The sequence below is a fragment of the Polynucleobacter sp. AP-RePozz3-80-G7 genome (genome assembly GCF_018882145.1).
Lineage (GTDB): Bacteria > Pseudomonadota > Gammaproteobacteria > Burkholderiales > Burkholderiaceae > Polynucleobacter.
This window is the reverse complement of the sequence record NZ_JACVPC010000002.1, coordinates 212777-233934: the sequence shown is the minus strand read 5'-3', so window position 1 is coordinate 233934 and position 21158 is coordinate 212777. Positions and strand designations below refer to the sequence as shown.

The 21158-nt window shown below is 45.3% G+C and carries 15 protein-coding genes and 2 tRNA genes; 3 read left to right on the top strand and 14 right to left on the bottom strand.

The window, feature by feature from the left end:
• Positions 1-8: 8 nt before the first annotated feature.
• Complete coding sequence (kdsA, locus tag ICE90_RS06525) at positions 9-872, bottom strand: 3-deoxy-8-phosphooctulonate synthase (RefSeq protein WP_216191591.1); 864 nt, start codon at positions 870-872, stop codon at positions 9-11.
• Positions 873-881: 9 nt separating this feature from the next.
• Positions 882-2543: a CTP synthase gene (locus tag ICE90_RS06520; protein ID WP_215322169.1), complete on the bottom strand. Its 1662-nt coding sequence runs from the start codon at positions 2541-2543 to the stop codon at positions 882-884.
• A 111-nt stretch (positions 2544-2654) separates the two neighbouring features.
• Here ICE90_RS06520 and ICE90_RS06515 point away from each other — a divergent pair, with 111 nt between their 5' ends.
• A complete protein-coding gene (locus tag ICE90_RS06515) occupies positions 2655-2843 on the top strand; it encodes a superinfection immunity protein (protein ID WP_215322167.1) in 189 nt (62 codons plus the stop codon).
• Positions 2844-3019: 176 nt separating this feature from the next.
• Positions 3020-5605 (top strand): bifunctional aconitate hydratase 2/2-methylisocitrate dehydratase, encoded by a 2586-nt coding sequence (locus ICE90_RS06510; protein WP_216191589.1) that lies wholly within the window; start codon positions 3020-3022, stop codon positions 5603-5605.
• A gap of 83 nt (positions 5606-5688) precedes the next feature.
• Here ICE90_RS06510 and ICE90_RS06505 read toward each other — a convergent pair whose 3' ends face one another.
• Genes ICE90_RS06505 through ICE90_RS06495 form a run of 3 tightly spaced genes read right to left on the bottom strand, consistent with a single transcriptional unit; the run spans position 5689 to position 11197 of the window.
• Positions 5689-6519, bottom strand: coding sequence for a spermidine synthase (locus tag ICE90_RS06505; RefSeq protein ID WP_255533318.1), 831 nt, complete (start codon positions 6517-6519; stop codon positions 5689-5691).
• Positions 6464-10501: a phosphoribosylformylglycinamidine synthase gene (purL, locus tag ICE90_RS06500; protein ID WP_216191587.1), complete on the bottom strand. Its 4038-nt coding sequence runs from the start codon at positions 10499-10501 to the stop codon at positions 6464-6466. The genes ICE90_RS06505 and purL overlap by 56 nt, the downstream gene beginning before the upstream one ends.
• A gap of 21 nt (positions 10502-10522) precedes the next feature.
• Positions 10523-11197, bottom strand: coding sequence for an ABC transporter ATP-binding protein (locus ICE90_RS06495; protein ID WP_216191585.1), 675 nt, complete (start codon positions 11195-11197; stop codon positions 10523-10525).
• A gap of 2 nt (positions 11198-11199) precedes the next feature.
• Here ICE90_RS06495 and ICE90_RS06490 point away from each other — a divergent pair, with 2 nt between their 5' ends.
• Positions 11200-11871 carry an arylesterase gene (locus tag ICE90_RS06490; protein WP_216191583.1) on the top strand — a complete coding sequence of 224 codons (672 nt, stop codon included), beginning with the start codon at positions 11200-11202 and terminating at the stop codon, positions 11869-11871.
• A gap of 18 nt (positions 11872-11889) precedes the next feature.
• On the opposite strand, the gene ICE90_RS06485 is transcribed toward ICE90_RS06490, so the two are convergent.
• The 9 genes from ICE90_RS06485 to ispD form a co-directional block, all read right to left on the bottom strand.
• Entirely contained in the window at positions 11890-13353 is a 1464-nt protein-coding gene (locus ICE90_RS06485) for a peptidylprolyl isomerase (RefSeq protein ID WP_215322158.1), read from the bottom strand.
• A gap of 109 nt (positions 13354-13462) precedes the next feature.
• Positions 13463-13538 (bottom strand) — tRNA-Val (locus tag ICE90_RS06480).
• Between the two features lie 106 nt (positions 13539-13644).
• Positions 13645-16077: an endopeptidase La gene (lon, locus tag ICE90_RS06475; protein WP_215322156.1), complete on the bottom strand. Its 2433-nt coding sequence runs from the start codon at positions 16075-16077 to the stop codon at positions 13645-13647.
• Positions 16078-16266: 189 nt separating this feature from the next.
• On the bottom strand, positions 16267-17628 hold the full coding sequence (gene clpX, locus ICE90_RS06470; protein ID WP_216191581.1) for an ATP-dependent Clp protease ATP-binding subunit ClpX: 1362 nt from the start codon (positions 17626-17628) through the stop codon (positions 16267-16269).
• Between the two features lie 28 nt (positions 17629-17656).
• Complete coding sequence (gene clpP / locus ICE90_RS06465; RefSeq protein WP_072582405.1) at positions 17657-18286, bottom strand: ATP-dependent Clp endopeptidase proteolytic subunit ClpP; 630 nt, start codon at positions 18284-18286, stop codon at positions 17657-17659.
• 42 nt (positions 18287-18328) lie between these two features.
• Positions 18329-19666, bottom strand: coding sequence for a trigger factor (gene tig / locus ICE90_RS06460; protein WP_216191579.1), 1338 nt, complete (start codon positions 19664-19666; stop codon positions 18329-18331).
• Between the two features lie 56 nt (positions 19667-19722).
• Positions 19723-19809: transfer RNA gene (locus ICE90_RS06455), tRNA-Leu, on the bottom strand.
• Positions 19810-19886: 77 nt separating this feature from the next.
• Positions 19887-20390 carry a 2-C-methyl-D-erythritol 2,4-cyclodiphosphate synthase gene (gene ispF, locus ICE90_RS06450; RefSeq protein ID WP_215322145.1) on the bottom strand — a complete coding sequence of 168 codons (504 nt, stop codon included), beginning with the start codon at positions 20388-20390 and terminating at the stop codon, positions 19887-19889.
• Between the two features lie 10 nt (positions 20391-20400).
• Positions 20401-21153: a 2-C-methyl-D-erythritol 4-phosphate cytidylyltransferase gene (gene ispD / locus ICE90_RS06445; RefSeq protein WP_215322143.1), complete on the bottom strand. Its 753-nt coding sequence runs from the start codon at positions 21151-21153 to the stop codon at positions 20401-20403.
• Between the last annotated feature and the right edge of the window lie 5 nt (positions 21154-21158).

Genomic DNA, 21158 nt, shown 5'->3' with positions numbered 1-21158 from the left:
TTAATAACTTATTTAAAGCTGTCTTCTAAAAAACTTCCCGATGATTTAACAGCGCTGTCGATAGCCACCAAAGACTCAAGCAACTCTTTCATGCGATCTAATGGAACAGCATTCGGTCCATCGGATAGCGCTTTTGCTGGATCAGGATGGGTTTCCATAAATAGGCCGCTAATGCCGACTGCTACAGCAGCACGCGCCAAAACGGGTACGAATTCACGTTGACCGCCGCTAGAGTTGCCTTGACCTCCAGGCAATTGAACTGAATGAGTAGCATCAAATACTACTGGCGCGTTAGATTCCCGCAGAATTGCCAAGCTACGCATATCTGAAACCAGGTTGTTGTAGCCAAAGGAGGCGCCACGTTCGCAAACCATAAATTGATCTGGAAGATTTTTTTCAGCGGAAGCTACTCGAGCCTTCTCAATAACATTCAGCATCTCGTGCGGCGAAAGAAACTGACCCTTTTTAAAATTCACGGGCTTGCCACTTTGAGCACAGGCACGAATGAAGTCAGTTTGTCTGCATAAAAATGCAGGGGTCTGCAATACATCTACAGCGCTAGCTACGGCAGCAATTTCACTGATGTCATGAACATCTGTAAGTACAGAAACATCAACTTGTTTTTTAACCTTAGCCAAAATCTCTAAGCCCTTTTCCATGCCTAAACCTCGAAAAGACGTTCCTGATGAACGATTGGCTTTATCAAACGATGACTTGTAAATAAACGGGATATTTAGAGCAGAAGTAATTTCCTTCAATTGACCCGCAATATCAATAGCTGATTGCTCTGACTCAATGACACATGGGCCAGCAATTAAAAAGAAACGTTGATTTAGACCGACGTCAAAGCCACATAGCTTAAATGCTCTCATATTCTTCCTTTATGCAGCTTGCTTTTCAGCGGCTGTTTGGTGCTCAAGTGCAGCGCTAATAAAGGCTGAGAACAAAGGGTGCCCATCCCGTGGTGTTGAAGTAAATTCAGGGTGAAACTGCACACCGAAGAACCAAGGATGCATAGATGTTGGTAATTCCATCATCTCTGGCAACTCTTCATTGGGGGTTCTAGCTGAAATAATCAAACCAGATTTCTCTAGCTGAGGCACATAGGTGTTGTTTACCTCATAACGATGACGATGGCGCTCATTTACTTCGGAACCATAAATCCGATGGGCTAAGGTTCCAGCCTTAACCGGACAGCGTTGAGACCCAAGACGCATAGTGCCGCCCAAATCAGAGTCGTTAGTGCGTTTCTCTACTCGCCCTTCTCTGTCCAACCATTCGGTTATCAGGGCAACAACAGGCTGTTCTGACTGAGGATCAAATTCAGTACTATTCGCCTTAGTAAGATTCGCTACATGTCGTGCAAATTCAATTACGGCCAATTGCATACCCAAGCAAATACCTAAATAAGGAACATTGTTTTCGCGTGCATAACGAATGGCAGCAATTTTGCCTTCGGTGCCACGTTTACCAAAGCCACCTGGAACTAAAATCGCATCCAAGTTTTGCAAACAATCAATTCCATCTTTTTCAATGACTTCGGAATCGATGTAATTAATATTGACACGGGTATGCGTATGTATGCCTGCATGACGCAATGCTTCAATCAGTGATTTATATGACTCCGTTAGCTCCACATACTTGCCAACCATACCAATGGTGACCTCATGTTGTGGATTGGCCATTTCATAAACTAGATTGGCCCATACAGAAAGATCTGCTGGCTTGGCTTTGAGGTCTAGTTGGCGGCAAATTAAATCATCCATGCCTTGGGCTTGGAGCATCTCAGGAATCTTATAAATCGTATCTACATCCCAAACTGAAATCACTGCCTCTTCACGTACGTTTGAAAATAAAGAAATCTTTGCGCGCTCATCTTCCGGAATTGGGCGATCAGCACGGCAGAGCAATACTGTTGGCATGATGCCGATCTCACGAAGCTTCTGAACAGAGTGTTGCGTTGGTTTAGTTTTTAACTCGCCAGCACTATGGATATATGGCACAAGAGTCAAATGAACAAAAGCGCAATCATGCAAAGGTAGACGCAAGCTCATCTGTCTTGCAGCCTCTAAGAACGGTAGTGATTCAATATCGCCAACAGTGCCGCCTATTTCGCAAATAGCAACATCTGCTTTGCCATCATGACTAGCTTTAGCGCCGCGCTCTACAAAAGCTTGGATTTCATTTGTAATGTGCGGAATCACTTGGACTGTTTTTCCAAGATATTCGCCGCGACGTTCTTTGCTGATGACTGACTCATAAATCTGGCCAGTGGTGAAGTTATTGCTTTTGCGCATCTTTGCAGAAACAAAGCGCTCATAGTGACCCAAGTCTAAGTCAGTTTCAGCACCATCTTCGGTTACAAAAACCTCTCCGTGCTGCAGTGGACTCATGGTCCCCGGGTCAACGTTAATATAGGGATCTAATTTTAGGAGGGTGACTTTCAGGCCGCGGGATTCAAGAATCGCGGCAAGCGAGGCAGCTGCGATTCCTTTCCCTAAAGAAGAAACCACACCACCAGTGACAAAAACGTATTTGGTCATCGCTTAAGCTCTGTTGGAAAAAGTAATTATAACGATAGCCATCAGGGGTAGGGAAATTTCAAAATCGTTAATATAGGATCTCGTCTACCCAAATCTAATGATTTAATACCTATGCGCCTTTTATTTGCGATATTAATCAGCATTCTCTCCCTCTTTTATTTCCTCCCTTTTGCTATTGCATTTCACAAAAAAAGGGCAAATACAGGAGCTATTTTTGCCTTAAACCTGTTTTTAGGGTGGTCCCTGATTGGCTGGGTAGTTGCACTGGTTTGGGCCCTCAAAGAAGAGCAAGTTGTGTAATTGACCCATATTTTTAAGCCATAGGTCCAAATAAAACCTTTATTTTGAAAAAATTGCTCCTTTTTTAGGGTTTAAACTCTTATATAAGACTTGATTTAGCAACTATAATTTGGCAAAACGGGAGAAAATACCCTTTTGGCCTTTCTATTGATCACCTTTACCTCATAGGAAACATAATGTTAGAAGCCTATAACGCCCTCGTCGCTGAACGCGCAACTCTCGGTATTCCAGCCCTGCCCTTAACCAAGGATCAAACCTCTGAACTGGTGAAATTGCTAAAAAACCCACCTGCCGGGAAAGAAGCTGAGCTAGTTGAATTAATCACTAACCGTGTTCCTGCTGGTGTAGACGATGCAGCCAAAGTAAAGGCTGAGTTCTTAGACGCTGTTGCCAAAGGTACAGAAAAATCTCCATTGATTTCCCGAGTTCGTGCTACCGAACTTTTGGGCACGATGCTAGGTGGTTACAACATCAAACCGTTAGTAGAGCTTTTATCTGACTCTGAGTGCGGAGTTGCTGCTGCAGAAGCGCTCAAGAAAACACTTTTGATGTTTGATTATTTCAACGACGTTCAAGAGCTTGCTGAAAAAGGCAATGCAAATGCTAAAGCGGTAATGCAAAGTTGGGCCAATGCGGACTGGTTTACTAGCCGCCCTGCAGTTCCAGAAAGCATGAAGTTAACTGTTTTCAAGGTAACCGGTGAAACCAATACCGACGACCTTTCTCCTGCGCCTGACGCATGGAGCCGCCCTGATATTCCGCTACATGCAACCATCATGCTCAAAAACCCTCGTCCTGGCATTGAGCCAGATGAGGTTGGTGTTCGTGGTCCTATGAAGCAAATTGCTGCTCTCCAGAAAAAAGGCAATCAAATTGCCTACGTTGGGGACGTTGTTGGTACAGGCTCATCACGTAAATCTGCAACAAACTCTGTTCTATGGTGGACAGGTCAAGATATTCCATTCGTACCAAACAAGCGTTTTGGTGGTGTGTGCTTAGGCACCAATATCGCCCCGATCTTCTTCAACACAATGGAAGATTCCGGAGCATTGCCAATTGAATTAGATGTTTCTCAAATGAATATGGGTGATGAAATAGAACTTCGCCCATACGAAGGAAAGGTATTCAAAAACGGTAAGGAAATTACCAGCTTTACATTGAAGTCGCCTGTCATTCTGGATGAGGTACGCGCTGGCGGACGCATTCCTTTAATCGTTGGCCGTGGCTTAACTGCTAAAGCACGGGCTGCCCTGGGCTTGCCTGCTTCTACTGAATTCCGCCTTCCAGTTAATCCTGTTGATAACAAGAAGGGCTTCAGCTTGGCTCAAAAGATGGTTGGTAGAGCATGTGGCTTACCAGAGGGCCAAGGTGTTCGGCCCGGTACGTACTGCGAGCCGCATATGACTACTGTTGGCTCACAAGACACAACAGGCCCAATGACGCGCGATGAATTGAAGGACTTGGCTTGCCTTGGCTTCTCTTCCGATCTCGTAATGCAGTCGTTCTGTCATACCTCAGCTTATCCAAAACCTGTAGATATTCGCACTCAACATGAGTTGCCGCCATTCATGACGAATCGTGGTGGCGTTGCCTTGCGACCAGGTGATGGCGTGATCCATAGCTGGTTGAACCGCTTACTCCTCCCAGATACCTGTGGAACTGGTGGCGATAGCCATACTCGTTTCCCAATTGGCATTTCTTTCCCTGCTGGTTCAGGACTAGTTGCTTTCGCAGCTGCTACAGGTGTGATGCCATTAGATATGCCTGAGTCTGTATTGGTGCGCTTTAAAGGCAAGATGCAGCCTGGCATCACCTTACGTGACCTAGTAAATGCCATCCCTTTATATGCAATCAAAAAAGGTTTGTTGACCGTTGAGAAACAAGGCAAGAAGAACATTTTCTCGGGTCGTATTCTTGAAATTGAAGGTCTACCTGACCTAAAAGTTGAGCAAGCGTTTGAATTGTCTGATGCTTCTGCTGAGCGCTCTGCTGGCGGCTGTACTGTTCACTTGAACAAAGAGCCAATTATTGAATATATGACATCAAATATCACCTTGATGAAGTGGATGATTGCTAATGGTTATGAAGATAAGCGTACTCTTGGTCGCCGTATCAAAGCCATGGAAGCTTGGATTGCTAATCCTCAGCTTCTTAAAGCTGATGCAGATGCTGACTATGCAGAGATTATCGAAATCAATATCGATGAAATCAAAGAGCCTATCCTTGCATGCCCTAACGATCCGGATGATGTGAAAGTGTTGTCTGAAGTTGCGGGTGACAAGATTGATGAAGTATTTATTGGTTCATGCATGACCAATATTGGCCACTTCCGCGCAGCTGGTCAGGTGCTACAAGGTAAGAAAGATATGCCAACCCGTTTATGGGTAGCGCCTCCAACTAAGATGGATGCTATGGTCTTGATGGAAGAAGGCTACTACGGCATGTTAGGCGCAGCTGGTGCCCGCATGGAAAGCCCAGGCTGCTCACTTTGTATGGGTAACCAAGCGCAGATCCGCAAGGGCTCCACAGCTGTATCAACCTCTACTCGTAACTTCCCTAACCGCTTGGGTATCGATACTCGCGTGTATTTGGCTTCTGCTGAATTGGCGTCTGTTGCCGCACTCTTGGGTCGCCTACCTACTCCTGCAGAGTATTTGGAGCAAGTGAAGGCTCTTGATGCTAAAGCTGGCGATGTTTATAAATACATGAGTTTTGACAAGCTCAAGTCATTTAGCGATGTTGCAGATACTGTGACCGTGTAATACGCAATACGCTCAACCTAGCAATAGGTTGAGCGGCAAAAAAAGGCGATCAAACGATCGCCTTTTTCTTTTGCTACGAAGTATTAGATCGAAAGCTTATCTTCTTGTCGGGCATTCTCCCGACTAATGCCTGAAACCCATTTATTAGTAGGGAGCCCAGTTTTTTCAAGGATCAGTTTTGCCCGTTTTGAGACATCCTTCCATTCCGCCTCGAGCTTAGGGCCCTTAAATGCGATTGCGACGACATTGCAATCATGGGACTCAGGAAATAAGAGCACCCTGTTATCAAAAGCTTCGCAGATATTCTTAAGGTTTATATCAAAGCTTTTGTGTCGCGAGAATAAATTCACCGTCATCACACCGGGCCCTTTGAGAATATCGTAGCAACCTTTATAAAAATCCAAAGAGCTTGCCGCAGGACCATCGCAAATGGCATCATACAAATCAACCTGAACAGCATCAAAGCAGTCTTGATACTTTTTATTCTTGACGAATAGTTTTGCATCAGCTTGTAGAGTTTCTAAGCGGCGATCATCGTCAGGTGTAAAAAACATAGATCTTGCAGAAACGATTACAGCGGGATTGAACTCTACTACGGTAGTTTTCACAGCTGGGCAATATCGATGTTGAAATTTTGTTAGTGCGCCGGTACCTAAACCTAGCTGGGCTATCCGCATGCCGGGCTTAGTTTCCAAAAATAATAGCCAGGCCATCATCTGCTGGTTGTACTCTAAATAAATCTCATCAGGATCACGAATACGCATCGCTCCCTGAATGGAGTCCGTACCAAAGTGAAGATAACGAACGCCGCCACTTTCAGAAAAAGTGACCGGCTCCATTAATCCATCAGCAGACAACTTAATTCGCCCAACGACGGGCATTGCGGAATAAGCGTAGCCAAGGGCTAGCACCATCAGGGGTATCCAACCATTCAGGCGGACACCAGCTCATCTGCACAGCTCTAAATACACGCTCGGGATGAGGCATCATGACCATAAAACGACCATCGGGTGTCGTGACCCCATTTAAACCATTGGGAGACCCGTTTGGATTCATTGGGTAAGTTTCTGTTGGATTGCCTTGATGATCCACAAAGCGGAATGAGGCCAAGCCTTGCTTTTGAATTTGCTCTAAGCTGCCTTGTTGGCTGAAGTTGGCGAATCCCTCACCGTGAGCGATGGCAATGGGTATCTGACTGCCTTCCATTCCTTGGGTGAATATGGAAGGCGAAGCCATTACTTCAGCCATCACTAAGCGCGCTTCATATTGCTCTGATTGATTGCGCGTAAATTTAGGCCATGCTTCTGCACCCGGAATAATTCCTGAGAGGTTACTCATCATTTGGCAACCGTTACAAACACCTAACGCAAAACTGTCTTGACGATTGAAGAACTTAGAAAATTGATCTCGGAGTTGTTGATTAAACAGGATTGTTTTAGCCCAACCCTCGCCGGCACCCAATACATCGCCGTAACTAAAGCCGCCGCACGCTATTAGCCCTCTAAAGTCTTCTAATTTAGCCTTGCCACTGAGTAAATCAGACATGTGGACATCATAGCTATCAAATCCAGCCCAATTTACTGTATATGCCATTTCAACATGGGAGTTCACGCCCTGCTCTCGCAATATGGCTACTTTAGGGCGTACATTCTTAGTGATAAACGGCGCTGAAATATCTTCAGAAGGATTGAATGTGAGTTTAGGATTCATCCCTGTATCGGCAACATTGTCCAAGAGCGAGAATTCACTATCAGCACAGGCAGGATTGTCACGTAAACGGGCTATTTGATAGCTAGTATTGGTCCAGATCTTTTGCAGCACCTCACGCGGCTCAGCAAAAATATTTTTAGCATCACGCCAAATTTCAATACGACCGTTGGTATTGGGTTTGCCGATCACATGGCTATGAGCACTTAAGCCCAAATATCTCAATACGGCAAACACCGCATCACGATCTTCTTTGCGAACTTGAATTACCGCGCCTAACTCTTCATTAAATAATGCGCGCATCGTTTGCTCATGGCGGCGACCAGAAACCTGCTGCGCCCAATTCTTGGCATCACCATAATCAGGCTCCTGTCCAGCGTCCATAGCGATCATATCTACGTTGAGCGAAATTCCGCAATGAGAGGCAAAAGCCATTTCAGCGACGGCGGCAAATAACCCACCATCAGAACGGTCGTGATAGGCCAAAAGCTTATTCGCTTTCCGCAGTTCAATTATGGCGGCGGCCAAAGCCTTAAGATCTTCTGGATGATCAATATCAGGCACTGACTTTCCGGACTGATCAAGTACTTGAGCCAAAATACTTCCCGCCATACGATTCTTGCCACGCCCTAAATCAATCAAGATCAGCTCAGTCTCTTGTGGAGATCCGTCTTTGCCCTTTAATTGAAGCAGAGGTGTCAATGTTTTACGGGCATCAAGCACAGATGCAAAAGCAGAAATAATTAAAGATACGGGTGCGACTACTTTCTTGACCTCATCACCATCTTGCCATGCGGTAGACATAGATAGAGAGTCTTTACCCACTGGGATCGATATTCCAAGCGCAGGACACAGCTCCATACCGATTGCTTTAACGGAGTCATAAAGCTTAGCATCCTCGCCAAGAGATCCGCATGCTGCCATCCAGTTTGCAGAAAGTTTTACGCTTTCGAGGCTGGCAATATCTGCAGCCAAGAGATTGGTAATCGCCTCACCCACTGCCATGCGTGCAGCTGCTGGTGCGTCTATAACCGCTAATGGAGTTCTTTCACCCATGGACATAGCTTCGCCGCGATACCCCTTGTAATCCATCAGGGTTACTGCGCAATCAGCTACTGGTACTTGCCATGGACCAACAAACTGATCCCTGGCATTTAGACCGCCAACAGTTCTGTCACCAATCGTAATTAAGAAAGATTTGCTAGCTACGGTAGGCTGTTGCAAGACCCAGGCTATTGATTGGGCAAGATCGGCATCAGTTACATCTAATTCTTTGAACTCCTGGGCAACTCTTGTAACGTTGCGATGCATCTTTGGAGGCTTACCAAGCAAAACTTCCATCGGCATATCAATTGGCAGCGCTGCATCATCAGATAACGGCTGCTTTGAGTCACTTAATTTCAGTTGACGTTCAGTAGTCGCTTCTCCAACTACCGCAAAGGGGCAGCGTTCACGTTCGCAAAATGATTTAAATAAATCTAAATCCTTGGCATCAATTGCCAAAACATAACGTTCCTGAGATTCATTGCACCAAATCTCTGCAGGACTCATGCCACTTTCTTCGAGTGGAACGCTCCGAAGTTTAAATGAAGCCCCCAATCCAGCTCCATCTGCAAGCTCCGGGAATGCATTAGAGATACCGCCCGCACCCACATCATGTATAGAAACAATTGGATTGCGGTCACCCAGAGCGCGGCATGCATTAATCACTTCTTGCGCGCGACGCTCCATTTCTGGGTTGCCTCGCTGTACAGAATCAAAATCAAGATCGGCAGTATTAGTCCCGGTTGCAACAGAGCTACCCGTAGCACCGCCCATGCCGATTCGCATACCTGGACCGCCCAATTGAATGAATAGGTGCCCTGCTTTAATTGCTTTTTTTTCAGTATGAATAGAATCAATACTTCCAATGCCACCAGCAATCATGATGGGCTTGTGATAGCCGCGGCGTATGCCATCTAATGTTTGCTCAAAGACTCTGAAGTAACCACCCAAGATTGGTCGGCCAAACTCATTATTAAATGCAGCGCCGCCTAGTGGCCCCTCAATCATGATTTGTAAAGGTGTAGCAATGCGCTCAGGCTTACCGTATTTCAGATTCTCCCAAGGAAGGTCTGTGCCTGGAATATTCAAATTGGAAACTGAGAAACCGGTCAGACCAGCTTTAGGTCGGCCACCAATGCCAGTTGCTCCCTCATCACGAATTTCACCGCCCGCACCTGTAGATGCCCCAGGAAAAGGAGCAATTGCAGTCGGGTGATTATGTGTCTCCACCTTCATGAGGGTATGGACTAGGCGAGTATCTTTTTCGTAGAGCTGATCTTTGCCTTGAGGAACCCAGGTTTCCGCTTCACAGCCAACCATGACTGCGGAGTTATCAGAATACGCAATGATCGTTCCCTCTGGATGCAATTGGTGTGTATTGCGGATCATGGCAAATAAAGAGCGTTCTTGATCATCCCCATCAATTGTCCAGCTGGAATTAAATATCTTATGGCGACAGTGTTCGCTATTTGCTTGCGCAAACATAATTAACTCAACATCTGATGGGTTGCGTTGCAGGCGGATAAAGTTTTCGACAAGGTACGCTACCTCATCATCAGATAAGGCAAGGCCTAATTCCTGATTAGCTTTATCAAGGGCAACTCTGCCTTCAGTCATCACTGGTATGCGAGTTAGAGGCTTGTCTTCGAGAGATTGGTATAAAGCATTGGCTGCATCCGTAGAATCAATCACCGTTTCGGTCATTCTGTCGTGTATCGCAGCTAGCACTAATTTTTTTTGCTCTGGAGTTAACGCCTTTTTACTTTTCCATGAAAACTGTACGCCACGCTCAATCCGCAACACATCTAATCCACATTGACGAGCTATATCAGTAGCCTTACTAGCCCAAGGAGATAAGGTCCCAAATCTTGGGATAACGATGGCGCCTTGATTCTCACCCTTACCAGTTCCGAACCAAGGCTTTCCTGGATGTATTTTGGAATGAAACGGCTGGCCATAGGTCAATAAACTAGCCATGACTTCTTGGTCTTTGGCTTTTAGCTCAGCCTCTGACCATATGAAATGAAGGTATTGAGCTTCAATAGACTCAAGATCAACCCCTTGGGCAGCCAAAGTAGCTAAAAGTCGCTGTTGGCGAAAGGGGGAAAGCGCATCAGCGCCAGACAAAAAGTGGAAAAAAGACATCCCTAGATTATAAGGTTTTGCCTACAACAATCGCCCACCTTGAAGGTGTAACTGCCGCTGGCACCGATTAGCCAGGGCCTTGTCATGGGTGACCAAAATAAGGGTGGAATGATTGGCTCGATTTAGGTCAAAAAGCAGCTCAATAACCCGATTCCCGCTACCCTCATCAAGGCTGCCCGTAGGCTCATCGGCAAACAAAATCGCCGGCTTCATGATGAAAGCCCTTGCCAGAGCAACCCGTTGCTGCTCTCCGCCTGATAAAGTTTTGGGGAAATGATTGGCTCGCTCACTTAAACCCACCTGGTCCAGGCAGACCAGAGCATTTTCTTTGGGCTTTGCCATGCTGTTCAGCTCAGCTGGCAGCATGACGTTTTCAAGGGCTGTCAAATGAGGCAGCAATTGAAAGGATTGGAATACAAAGCCAACCTTTTGCCCCCTTAATTTTGCCCGCCCTTCTTCATCCAGGTGATTCAGATTTTGAGAGACCAACTCAACATGCCCACTAGAGGGCGCATCTAATCCAGCCAGAAGTCCAAGTAAAGTACTTTTTCCAGAACCCGAAGCTCCGGTGATGGCGATGCTTTCACCCTCAAAGACGTCAAAGCTAATGTCGTGCAAAATAGTTAATGATCCATTACTAGATAAAACTTCTTTACCTAGATGTATTGCGCTAAGGACCTTCACTGGAATACTCATAAATGAATCAATATATTTGGTTGAACTTCTTGAGTAAAAAATTGCAAGCCGCATTAATGGCAACTGCCCTATTTTGCCTGTTTATTCCTTTTGGCACAAAAGCTCAGACAAATCCAACAATACTAGTTATGGGCGATAGCCTTTCAGTTGAGTATGGATTGGTTCGAGGTACCGGCTGGGTAAGGCTGCTAGAGGATCAACTCCAAAGACAGAGAAGCCCCTGGGGCATATTTAACGCCAGCATTAGTGGCGAAACTAGCGCTGGTGGTTTATCCAGATTATCAAAACAACTAGAGCAAAAAAAGCCGGGCATCGTTCTATTGGAACTCGGAGCAAATGATGCATTGCGCGGTCTATCTATCCAGGAGTCGGAAAAGAATTTACGCAAGATGATTCAGTTAAGCAAGGCCTCTGGGGCCAAAGTCCTTTTGTTTGGCATGCAAATTCCACCAAATTATGGCCAGGAGTACACGAAGGAGTTTCATGATTTATATCCCAAGCTTGCTCGTCAGGAACAGGTTGAGCTTGTACCGTTTTTTCTTAAGAATGTTGCCTCTGACATCAATTTATTTCAAGCAGATCGCATGCATCCTAACGAAAAGGCGCAAGTCATTCTCTTTAAAAATGTATGGGGCGCTATGGCCCCATATCAAACACTGCTGAAGAGTCAATAAGTAATTTAGCGATACAGCTTAACTGCCCGCACCAGATGATGGCGGCTTAAGGGGATTAATTAGCTTAACCCCAGCAACATCGCGCCAATAAGCCATAAACCCAGCAAATTCAGACTGAGCTGCCAATGCTTGGATTTGTTGCGCTTGTGCCTTGTGGACCTTGGCATCTGCACCTGTGGGCTGCCTTAGCTGATCAACACGATACAAAATAGTGCCGACCCCAGGATTCTGAACAGAAACCAGCGCAGGAAATTTATCAGGGTTAGTGGACATTACCTCATCAAGCGCTCCGCCAATTAAGTTTGCAGGCTTATTGCGAGAAACCCAAATTGGGCTTGCAAAACCGGCTGCACTTTTAGGATCTTTTTCTAGCGAAGCTAAGCGCTCAGCTGCTGCGCTGATGGCAAGCTTTTCAGCCATGCGCTGGCTAACTTGACGTTTCACTTCTGCCGCCACATCTTTAAATGGCAAAGTTTGTGCTGGGTGGAAGGTGATAACACGTGCTGAAACAAAAACACCAGGGGATGTTTGCACTGCTTCAATATTACGTTTGTTCTTAACAGCTTCATCGCCAAATAAAGATTGGACTACCTTAGGATTGGCCAATGGGTGATCTTTTGCAACACCCATTGCTCCAGAGCGAGTGACACCCTTTTGGGTTTGGACATTGAGCTTTAATTTATCTGCTGCTGGCTTAAGACTGTCTGACTGGTCATAAGTGATATTGGCAAATTGATCTGCTTTATCGCTAAATACTTTGGCATCTTCTTTTGGATCAGCTTTGAGAACGATGTACTCGACATCCACATACTCTGGACTCTCAAATAGCTTTGTGTTGGCGTTATAAAAAGCCTGCAGGTCTTCTTGGGATGGATTTACCTTGCTTAGGTAATCTTTGGCATCAAATGATAGGGACTGAACTTGACGCTCAGCCTCATAAAGGGTTGAAACGATTTCAGATAATTTTGGACTGCCGATTTCTGTCCGAGCTACAGAATTCACCAATTGGCTAATTTTTAAATCAAAAGCCTGGCTGGCATAAAACTGCTCTTCGTTTAAACCATTACTAGCCAAGAGCTGCTTGAAGCGCGCATCATCAAAACTTCCATCTTGCTTATATAGGGCGCGAATCTGCGGAATATTTTGCAAGCTCTTAACGAGAGCCTCCTTGCCAACTTGTAAACGTAAATTGCTGACTGCAAATCCAAGGATGCGTTGTTGCAATAGCTCATTCAAAATTGCCTGTCTAAATTGGAGGCTTTGAGCAATCTGAGCGTTTCCACCAACGCGCTCAGCTTGACGTTTCGCAGCTGAATCTACTTCCTGAGCAGTAATGGGTTTGCCGTTAACTTTGACAATGTCAGTCTCTTTGTCCATGAAGCTGGAATAGCTAGAGATTCCAAAGAAGGCAAAAGATGGAACGATCAAAAGCATTAATACAAACTGCAGAATTCGCTGGTGCTTACGGACGGTATCAAACATATAAAAGTTCGCTAGTAAAAAAGATGAATACCACGAGTGTACTGGGCACTGAGCAGATGGGTATTGAAATGCCTGAGTAGGCTAAGAAGAACTGACAAGAGTAATAGTTTGGTGGGCGCTGAGAGGCTCGAACTCCCGACATTCTGCGTGTAAGGCAGACGCTCTACCAACTGAGCTAAGCGCCCCAAAATATTACAGCTAAGATTGTAACCTAAGCGTGAGCTTAGGGTGGATTTTTGGCTAAACCTGCCTCATTAGATGAGTAGGATTTAACGAAAAATCACCCTATTTTCAGTGCTTAAGAACGTCTGAAGCAGCACCCTTTTCATTTGCCTTACTGGCTTCAGCGGCCTTTTTAGCCAACTCTTCAGGCGAAGGATCTGGCAAGGCTTCGGGCATACGTTCTAAAGCCAATTCCAATACTTTATCGATCCAACGAACTGGAATAATCTCAATTGCATTCTTAACATTGTCTGGAATATCAATCAGGTCTTTGACGTTCTCTTCAGGAATTAAGGCAAGCTTAATACCACCACGATGAGCAGCCAAAAGCTTCTCTTTTAATCCGCCAATAGGTAGCACTTCACCACGTAACGTAATTTCACCTGTCATGGCGACATCTGAACGAATCGGAATCCCAGTAAAGACGGATACCAAGGCTGTCGTAATCGCAATACCAGCAGATGGGCCATCCTTTGGTGTTGCGCCATCTGGGAAGTGAATATGAATATCCTTCTTCTCAAAAGCCTCATCCGTAATGCCAAGTCGTTTAGATCTAGAGCGAACTACCGTTCTAGCAGCCTCAACGGATTCTTTCATCACATCGCCAATAGAACCGGTGCGGGTAATAACACCCTTACCTGGCATCACAGCAGCTTCGATGGTGAGCAAATCACCACCCACTTCAGTCCAAGCCAAACCGGTAACCTGACCAACTTGATTTTCTTTTCCGGCCAAACCAAAGTCATACATGCGTACCGATAAGAATTTCTCTAAATTATCCGCATTCACAACAATCGGGGCAGCTTCTTTTTTTAAGAGCAATAGCTTTACTACTTTGCGGCAAATCTTGCTGATTTCACGTTCTAAAGAACGCACGCCAGCCTCACGCGTATAGTAACGAATCATATTACGAACTGCGCTATCTTCAATCTTGAGCTCGTCCTTCTTTAAGCCATTATTTTTGATTTGTTTAGGAATCAAATAATTCACAGCAATACTGGTCTTTTCATCCTCGGTATATCCAGCCAGGCGAATAATCTCAAGACGATCTAACAATGGGCCAGGAATATTCAAGGAGTTCGAGGTAGCGACAAACATCACATCTGAGAGATCAAAGTCAACCTCTACATAGTGATCTTGGAAGGTGTGATTTTGTTCTGGATCTAAAACCTCCAACAAGGCACTAGCTGGATCACCGCGGAAATCCATACCCATCTTGTCTACTTCATCTAGAAGGAATAAAGGATTGCGAACGCCCACCTTGGTAAGGCTACTCAAAATCTTACCAGGCATCGAACCAATATAGGTACGACGGTGACCACGAATCTCAGATTCATCACGCACACCGCCTAAGGCCATGCGGACAAATTTTCGATTGGTCGCACGCGCAATAGATTGACCTAAAGAAGTTTTACCAACACCAGGAGGGCCGACTAAACAAAGAATTGGGGCCTTGACACGATCAACACGTTGTTGAACTGCTAGGTACTCCAAAATGCGTTCCTTGACCTTATCCAAGCCATAGTGATCCTCATCCAATACTTTCTCAGCATTAGTAAGGTCGTTGTTAATCTTGGTTTTTTTCTTCCAGGGTAGATTCACCAGCGTATCAATAAAGTTACGGATGACTGTTGCCTCTGCAGACATGGGCGACATCAACTTAAGCTTCTTAAGTTCTGATTCTGCCTTTTTCAATGCTTCCTTAGGCATGCGCGCAGCCTTGATACGCTTCTCGAGCTCTTCGAGATCAGCGCCCTCTTCGCCTTCACCCAACTCTTTCTGAATCGCTTTTACCTGTTCATTGAGATAGTACTCGCGCTGACTCTTTTCCATCTGACGCTTTACACGTCCACGAATACGCTTCTCAACCTGAAGAATATCAATCTCACTTTCCAGATCAGCCAACAAACTTTCCAAGCGTTGTACAACATCCATCATTTCAAGTAAGCGTTGTTTTTGCTCTAGCTTCACAGGTAGATGAGCGCAGATGGTGTCAGCCAAACGACTTGGATCATCTATTCCGCCCAGAGAAGAGAGTATCTCTTGAGGAACTTTTTTATTGAGTTTTACGTATTGATCAAACTGCGCCATGATTGCGCGACGCAAAGCCTCTGTTTCATGCGCGTCAATTGCATTGATGGCAGTTGGTGTAGCTTCGCAATTGAAGTAACCAAGACTATCTTCAATTTGACTAACTTCAGCGCGCTGAACACCTTCAACAAGCACTTTTACAGTGCCATCAGGCAACTTGAGCATCTGCAAAATATTGGCGATACAGCCCACCTCATAGAGATCCTCAATGACGGGCTCATCTTTAGCAGCCGTTTTTTGAGCCACCAAAAGAACGTTTTTGCCCGTTTCCATAGCCGCTTCGAGCGCTTTAATCGATTTAGGGCGACCCACAAAGAGTGGAATCACCATATGAGGAAATACAACTACGTCCCTTAAAGGGAGTAAAGGTAGTTGAATCGGTTCAGAGGGTAGTAATAAGTGGCCAGGCATGGGGCAAATCCTCCAAAGTAATCAAACCTCAAAAGTCTTCATTAGTAGCAATTGAATTAACAACCACTAAATACAGACATTATTCATAAGTAGCATACTACCTATATGGGTGGGCTTTAGAGAAAAACAAGGGGTAAAAAGACAAAAACGGGGCAAAAATGCCCCAAAAATAGCAAAAACCCTAAGAATTTATGCTTTTTTGCTTAAATCCGCCTGATCAGCATCATGTTTGTAGACTAAAAGTGGTTTTCCGCCATCAGCAATGCTACTTTCGTCTATCACAACTTTTTGGACATTCTTCAGGGATGGTAGGTCATACATGACATCCATCAAAGAACCTTCAAGGATGGATCTCAGGCCACGAGCACCAGTTTTGCGGGCGATTGCCTTCTTGGCAATGGCAGATAATGCCTCGCGACGTACTTCGAGGTCAGAGCCCTCCATAGTTAAAAGCGCCTGATATTGCTTAACTAAGGCATTTTTAGGTTCAGTCAGAATCTGAATTAAAGCCTCTTCATCCAATTGAGCCAAAGTCGCAACAACGGGCAAGCGTCCAATCAACTCTGGAATCAAGCCAAACTTAATAAGATCTTCTGGCTCAACTTCAATCAAGAGATCACTTACACCGCGGTCATCTTTACCAGGAACAGTTGCATTGAATCCAATACCTGTTTTAGCAGTACGCTGCTGAATGACTTTTTCAAGTCCATCAAATGCACCACCACAAATAAACAAAATATTCGTTGTATCTACTTGCAAGAAATCTTGATTAGGATGCTTGCGTCCACCTTGAGGTGGCACAGAAGCCATCGTGCCTTCAACCAGCTTTAACAGCGCTTGCTGCACACCCTCACCAGATACATCACGGGTAATAGACGGGTTATCCGACTTGCGTGAAATCTTATCAATCTCATCAATATAGACAATTCCGCGCTGTGCTTTTTCTACGTTGTAGTCGCAAGCTTGCAATAATTTTTGAATGATGTTTTCAACGTCTTCACCGACATAACCTGCTTCAGTTAAGGTAGTTGCATCAGCCATCACAAATGGGACATCCAACATACGAGCCAATGTCTGGGCCAATAATGTTTTACCTGAGCCAGTAGGACCAATCAACAAGATATTGCTCTTTGCAAGCTCTACACCATCAACCATTGCTTTAGCGGGGAGCTTAGATTCTTTCTTTTCTGTACCCTCTACTGGCTTGCCGTCCTTATCCAGTTTCTCTTTTTTAGGCTTAGGTAAATACTGTAGGCGCTTGTAGTGGTTGTATACGGCAACTGCTAATGTTTTTTTGGCATGATCTTGACCAATAACGTATTGGTCCAAGTTTTCACGAATTTGATGTGGCGTTGGTAAAGAATCATCGCCCTCTTCCTTAGGAAGCTTGGCAATTTCTTCTTGAATGATATCTGTGCAAAGATCAATGCACTCATCGCAAATAAAAACAGATGGACCAGCAATCAGTTTTTTTACTTCATGCTGACTCTTGCCGCAAAAAGAGCAATACAGAACTTTGTCTGCTGAATTCGTAGTGTTGGTATCGCTCAAAATGGGCTCTGTATATATTTATGAAGGTTTAAGGACGTTTCTCGATAACCTTGTCGATCAAGCCATAGTCACGAGCTTGCTCTGCAGACATAAAGTTGTCGCGATCAGTATCCTTGGCAATCGTTTCGATTGATTGACCGGTGCGGTCAGCCAAAATTTTGTTCAAGCGCTCACGCAAATACAAAATCTCACGAGCTTGAATCTCAATGTCAGATGCTTGACCACGTGCACCACCTAATGGCTGGTGAATCATGACACGTGAGTTTGGCAAAGCATAACGCTTACCTTTTTCACCGGCACACAATAAAAATGCGCCCATACTTGCAGCCATTCCCATGCACAATGTGCTGACATGAGGCTTTATGAATTGCATTGTGTCGTAAATAGCCAATCCCGCAGAAACTGAGCCGCCTGGAGAGTTGATATACAGAGAAATTTCTTTATCTGGATTTTCACTCTCAAGGAACAGCAATTGCGCGATTACCAAATTAGCAGTTTGGTCGTTGACCTCCCCAACCAAAAAAACTACTCGTTCACGCAATAATCTAGAGTAAATGTCGTAAGCACGCTCGCCTCTACCAGAGGTTTCAATCACCATTGGAACCAAGCCCAAGCCTTTTGGTTCTAGATTTTCAGACTGAGAATGGTTGTAGATCATAACGAAACCTCTTGTGGGTAAATAGATGACTTAGTAGTTGACTTAGTTTAGCTTGCTGAGTTCTTCGAAGGTAACCGCTTTATCAATTACCTTGGCTTGGGATGTGAAATACTTAATCACATTATCTTCAAGCACGAGGTTTTCGATATCCTTCAAGCGACTTGGATTGCTGTAGAACCAACGCACCACTTCTTTTGGATCTTCGTATGTAGCAGCTTGCTCGTCAATTTCGGCTTTAATTTGATCCGCAGTAGCGGCCAGATTTTGCTTCTTAACTAGCTCACTCAAAATCAAACCAAGACGAACACGCTTGGTAGCTTGCTCCGCAAAAATCTCAGCAGGGATTGGAGCATCTTTAGCATTCGGAACGCCGCGTTGCATTAAGTCTTGACGGGCGCCTTCAACTAAGCGCTCTTGCTCGGAGGCGACTAAAGACTTGGGAACATCAAGTTCGCACAAGCTATTGAGCTTGTCCATCACTTCATTCTTGAGCAAAGAAGTAATACGACGTTTTACTTCGCGATCTAAATTCTCTTTTACTTCAGCACGCATTTTCGCAACGCCGCCTTCAGTAACACCTAAAGACAATGCAAATGCATCATCAACGGCGGGTAGATGCGGCCAATTTACTGATTTCACAGTAATAGTGAACTCAGCAGTTTTGCCTGCAACGTCTTTACCGTGATAATCAGCAGGGAAACTTAATGGGAAAGATTTGCTCTCACCTGCTTTAAGTCCCAATGTTGCAGCTTCAAACTCAGGCAGCATGCGCCCTTCACCCAGAACGTATTCAAAGTTTTCTGCTTTACCACCGGCAAACTCAACTCCATCAATCTTGCCAACAAAATCAATCACCACTTGGTCACCATTTTGAGCTTCAAGATTAGAGCCGCCATCGCCATGAGCACCAGCCTCACCGCGTGGGTGGTAATGAACCTGTTGTTTACGCAGCACATCTAAGGCGCGGTCAATTTCTGCTTCGCCAATATCGGTTGTGTGTTTGGTAACTTCCGCCTTACTAAAGTCACCAATTTTTACTTCTGGCAACACTTCAAAGAAGGCATCAAAAACAATCTTGTCGGCATCGATTTCACTCTTTGGCTCAAGACGTGGTTGACCAGCTAAAGCAACACCTTCTTTTTGGGCTTGGTCATAAAAGAGTTCAGCAGCTTTATCAAACTGGAGCTCGAAGTCCACTTGCATGCCATGTTGTTTTTCAACGAGATTCTTTGGTACCTTGCCTGGGCGGAAGCCGGCCATTTTCATGGTCTTACCAACTTTAGCTAAACGGGCTTCCCGCGCTTTTGCCAAATCGGCACGAGCGAATTCCAAAGTCATTTTGCGGTCTAGTGAACCTAAATTTTCTATCTGCACAGCCATTCTCGTCTCTTAATTGAAATCTGGAAATGTGAAGTCCAAGCCAAGTAGCAATCTTGTGGTGCGAGGAGGGGGACTCGAACCCCCACACCATTTCTGGCGTCAGGACCTAAACCTGGTGCGTCTACCAATTTCGCCATCCTCGCGATATCCGCAAACTGCCAAGCCTAGACTTCACTCTAAAGACCGTAATTCTACAATGCCTAGGGTTTTAGAGAATCTTTTAGGCCTTGTAGAGCAAAGCAACGGCGTGGACGGCAATGCCCTCGCCTCTACCTAAATGGCCCAGGGATTCATTTGTCTTAGCCTTAAGATTGACGTGACTGGGGGTCACAGCCAAATCTGCAGCAATATTGCGGACCATTTCTGGCAAAAAATCCGCCAATTTCGGCTTTTGGCAAATAATCGTGGCATCTACGTTGCCAATCTGAAATGCCGCTGCCTGGATCTTTTGCAAGGCCGCTCTGAGCAAGATTCGACTATCCATATCCTTAAATTGAGGATCAGTATCCGGAAATAACTGCCCAATATCATTTAAGCCCGCAGCCCCCAATAAAGCGTCAGTTAATGCATGCAGTAAGGCATCAGCATCGGAGTGGCCCAATAAACCCTTTTCATAAGGCACGTGGACTCCACCCAGAATCAACTTTCGGTCTGCTACTAATGCATGCACATCGTAACCCTGACCAATGCGAAATTGCGGAATATGGGGATTGCTTTGAGTCATATTGGATTTCTCATTGTTTGGCGCGGGAACTTAACAGCAATTGCATTAACTCCCAATCGGCTGGATGGGTAACCTTAAAGTTACGAGCGGCACCTTCAATCAATAAAGGTTTAGCTCCAGTTAACTCGATTGCGCTAGCCTCATCAGTAACGTCAGCTTCAAGGCGGATAGCATCCTGAAGGGCATCATGCAATTGTTTTAATCCAAACATCTGTGGCGTTTGCGCTTGCCAGAGATGCTCGCGTGGAATAGTTCTCTCTGAGTGTGGGATGTTTCCAGCAATCACTGAATCTAGATCAGCCTGTTTTAAGGTATCAGCCAAGGGAACAGCTAGGATGCCACCACTATTAGATGCCTGTACTGAGTGAATGAGTTTCTCAATTAATGCCGGGGTGATACCTGGTCTAGCTGCATCATGAACCAGTATCCAGTCATCCTCAGGAATTCCAGCCTTTAGCATTGCAGCTAGAGTATTTCGGACCGTTTCTTGTCGAGTTGGTCCACCAGTTGCTACAACATGTATATCAGCCCCAGTGTTGGCGATAGTTCCTAAGATGGGGTTCTCGATAAAGCCAGGGCTGACACCAATCCAAATAGACTGGATCAGCGGAGATCCCTTAAAGGCTTCTAGCGCATAAGAGACCATGGGTTTGCCGGCTAGCTGCTGAAACTGCTTAGGCAACTCACCACCTAGGCGCGAGCCAGTCCCTGCTGTTGGTAAAAGGGCATGGCATTTCTTAATGGAATGATTTCCGGAGTGCATACCTG

Bases quoted from the DNA above. Each gene is read 5' to 3' on its own strand.
- kdsA (WP_216191591.1), bottom strand. From the start codon at position 872: ATGAGAGCATTTAAGCTATGTGGCTTTGACGTCGGTCTAAATCAACGT.
- ICE90_RS06520 (WP_215322169.1), bottom strand. From the start codon at position 2,543: ATGACCAAATACGTTTTTGTCACTGGTGGTGTGGTTTCTTCTTTAGGG.
- ICE90_RS06515 (WP_215322167.1), top strand. From the start codon at position 2,655: ATGCGCCTTTTATTTGCGATATTAATCAGCATTCTCTCCCTCTTTTAT.
- ICE90_RS06510 (WP_216191589.1), top strand. From the start codon at position 3,020: ATGTTAGAAGCCTATAACGCCCTCGTCGCTGAACGCGCAACTCTCGGT.
- ICE90_RS06505 (WP_255533318.1), bottom strand. From the start codon at position 6,519: ATGGTGCTAGCCCTTGGCTACGCTTATTCCGCAATGCCCGTCGTTGGG.
- purL (WP_216191587.1), bottom strand. From the start codon at position 10,501: ATGTCTTTTTTCCACTTTTTGTCTGGCGCTGATGCGCTTTCCCCCTTT.
- ICE90_RS06495 (WP_216191585.1), bottom strand. From the start codon at position 11,197: ATGAGTATTCCAGTGAAGGTCCTTAGCGCAATACATCTAGGTAAAGAA.
- ICE90_RS06490 (WP_216191583.1), top strand. From the start codon at position 11,200: ATGAATCAATATATTTGGTTGAACTTCTTGAGTAAAAAATTGCAAGCC.
- ICE90_RS06485 (WP_215322158.1), bottom strand. From the start codon at position 13,353: ATGTTTGATACCGTCCGTAAGCACCAGCGAATTCTGCAGTTTGTATTA.
- lon (WP_215322156.1), bottom strand. From the start codon at position 16,077: ATGCCTGGCCACTTATTACTACCCTCTGAACCGATTCAACTACCTTTA.
- clpP (WP_072582405.1), bottom strand. From the start codon at position 18,286: ATGATCTACAACCATTCTCAGTCTGAAAATCTAGAACCAAAAGGCTTG.
- tig (WP_216191579.1), bottom strand. From the start codon at position 19,666: ATGGCTGTGCAGATAGAAAATTTAGGTTCACTAGACCGCAAAATGACT.
- ispF (WP_215322145.1), bottom strand. From the start codon at position 20,390: ATGACTCAAAGCAATCCCCATATTCCGCAATTTCGCATTGGTCAGGGT.
- ispD (WP_215322143.1), bottom strand. From the start codon at position 21,153: ATGCACTCCGGAAATCATTCCATTAAGAAATGCCATGCCCTTTTACCA.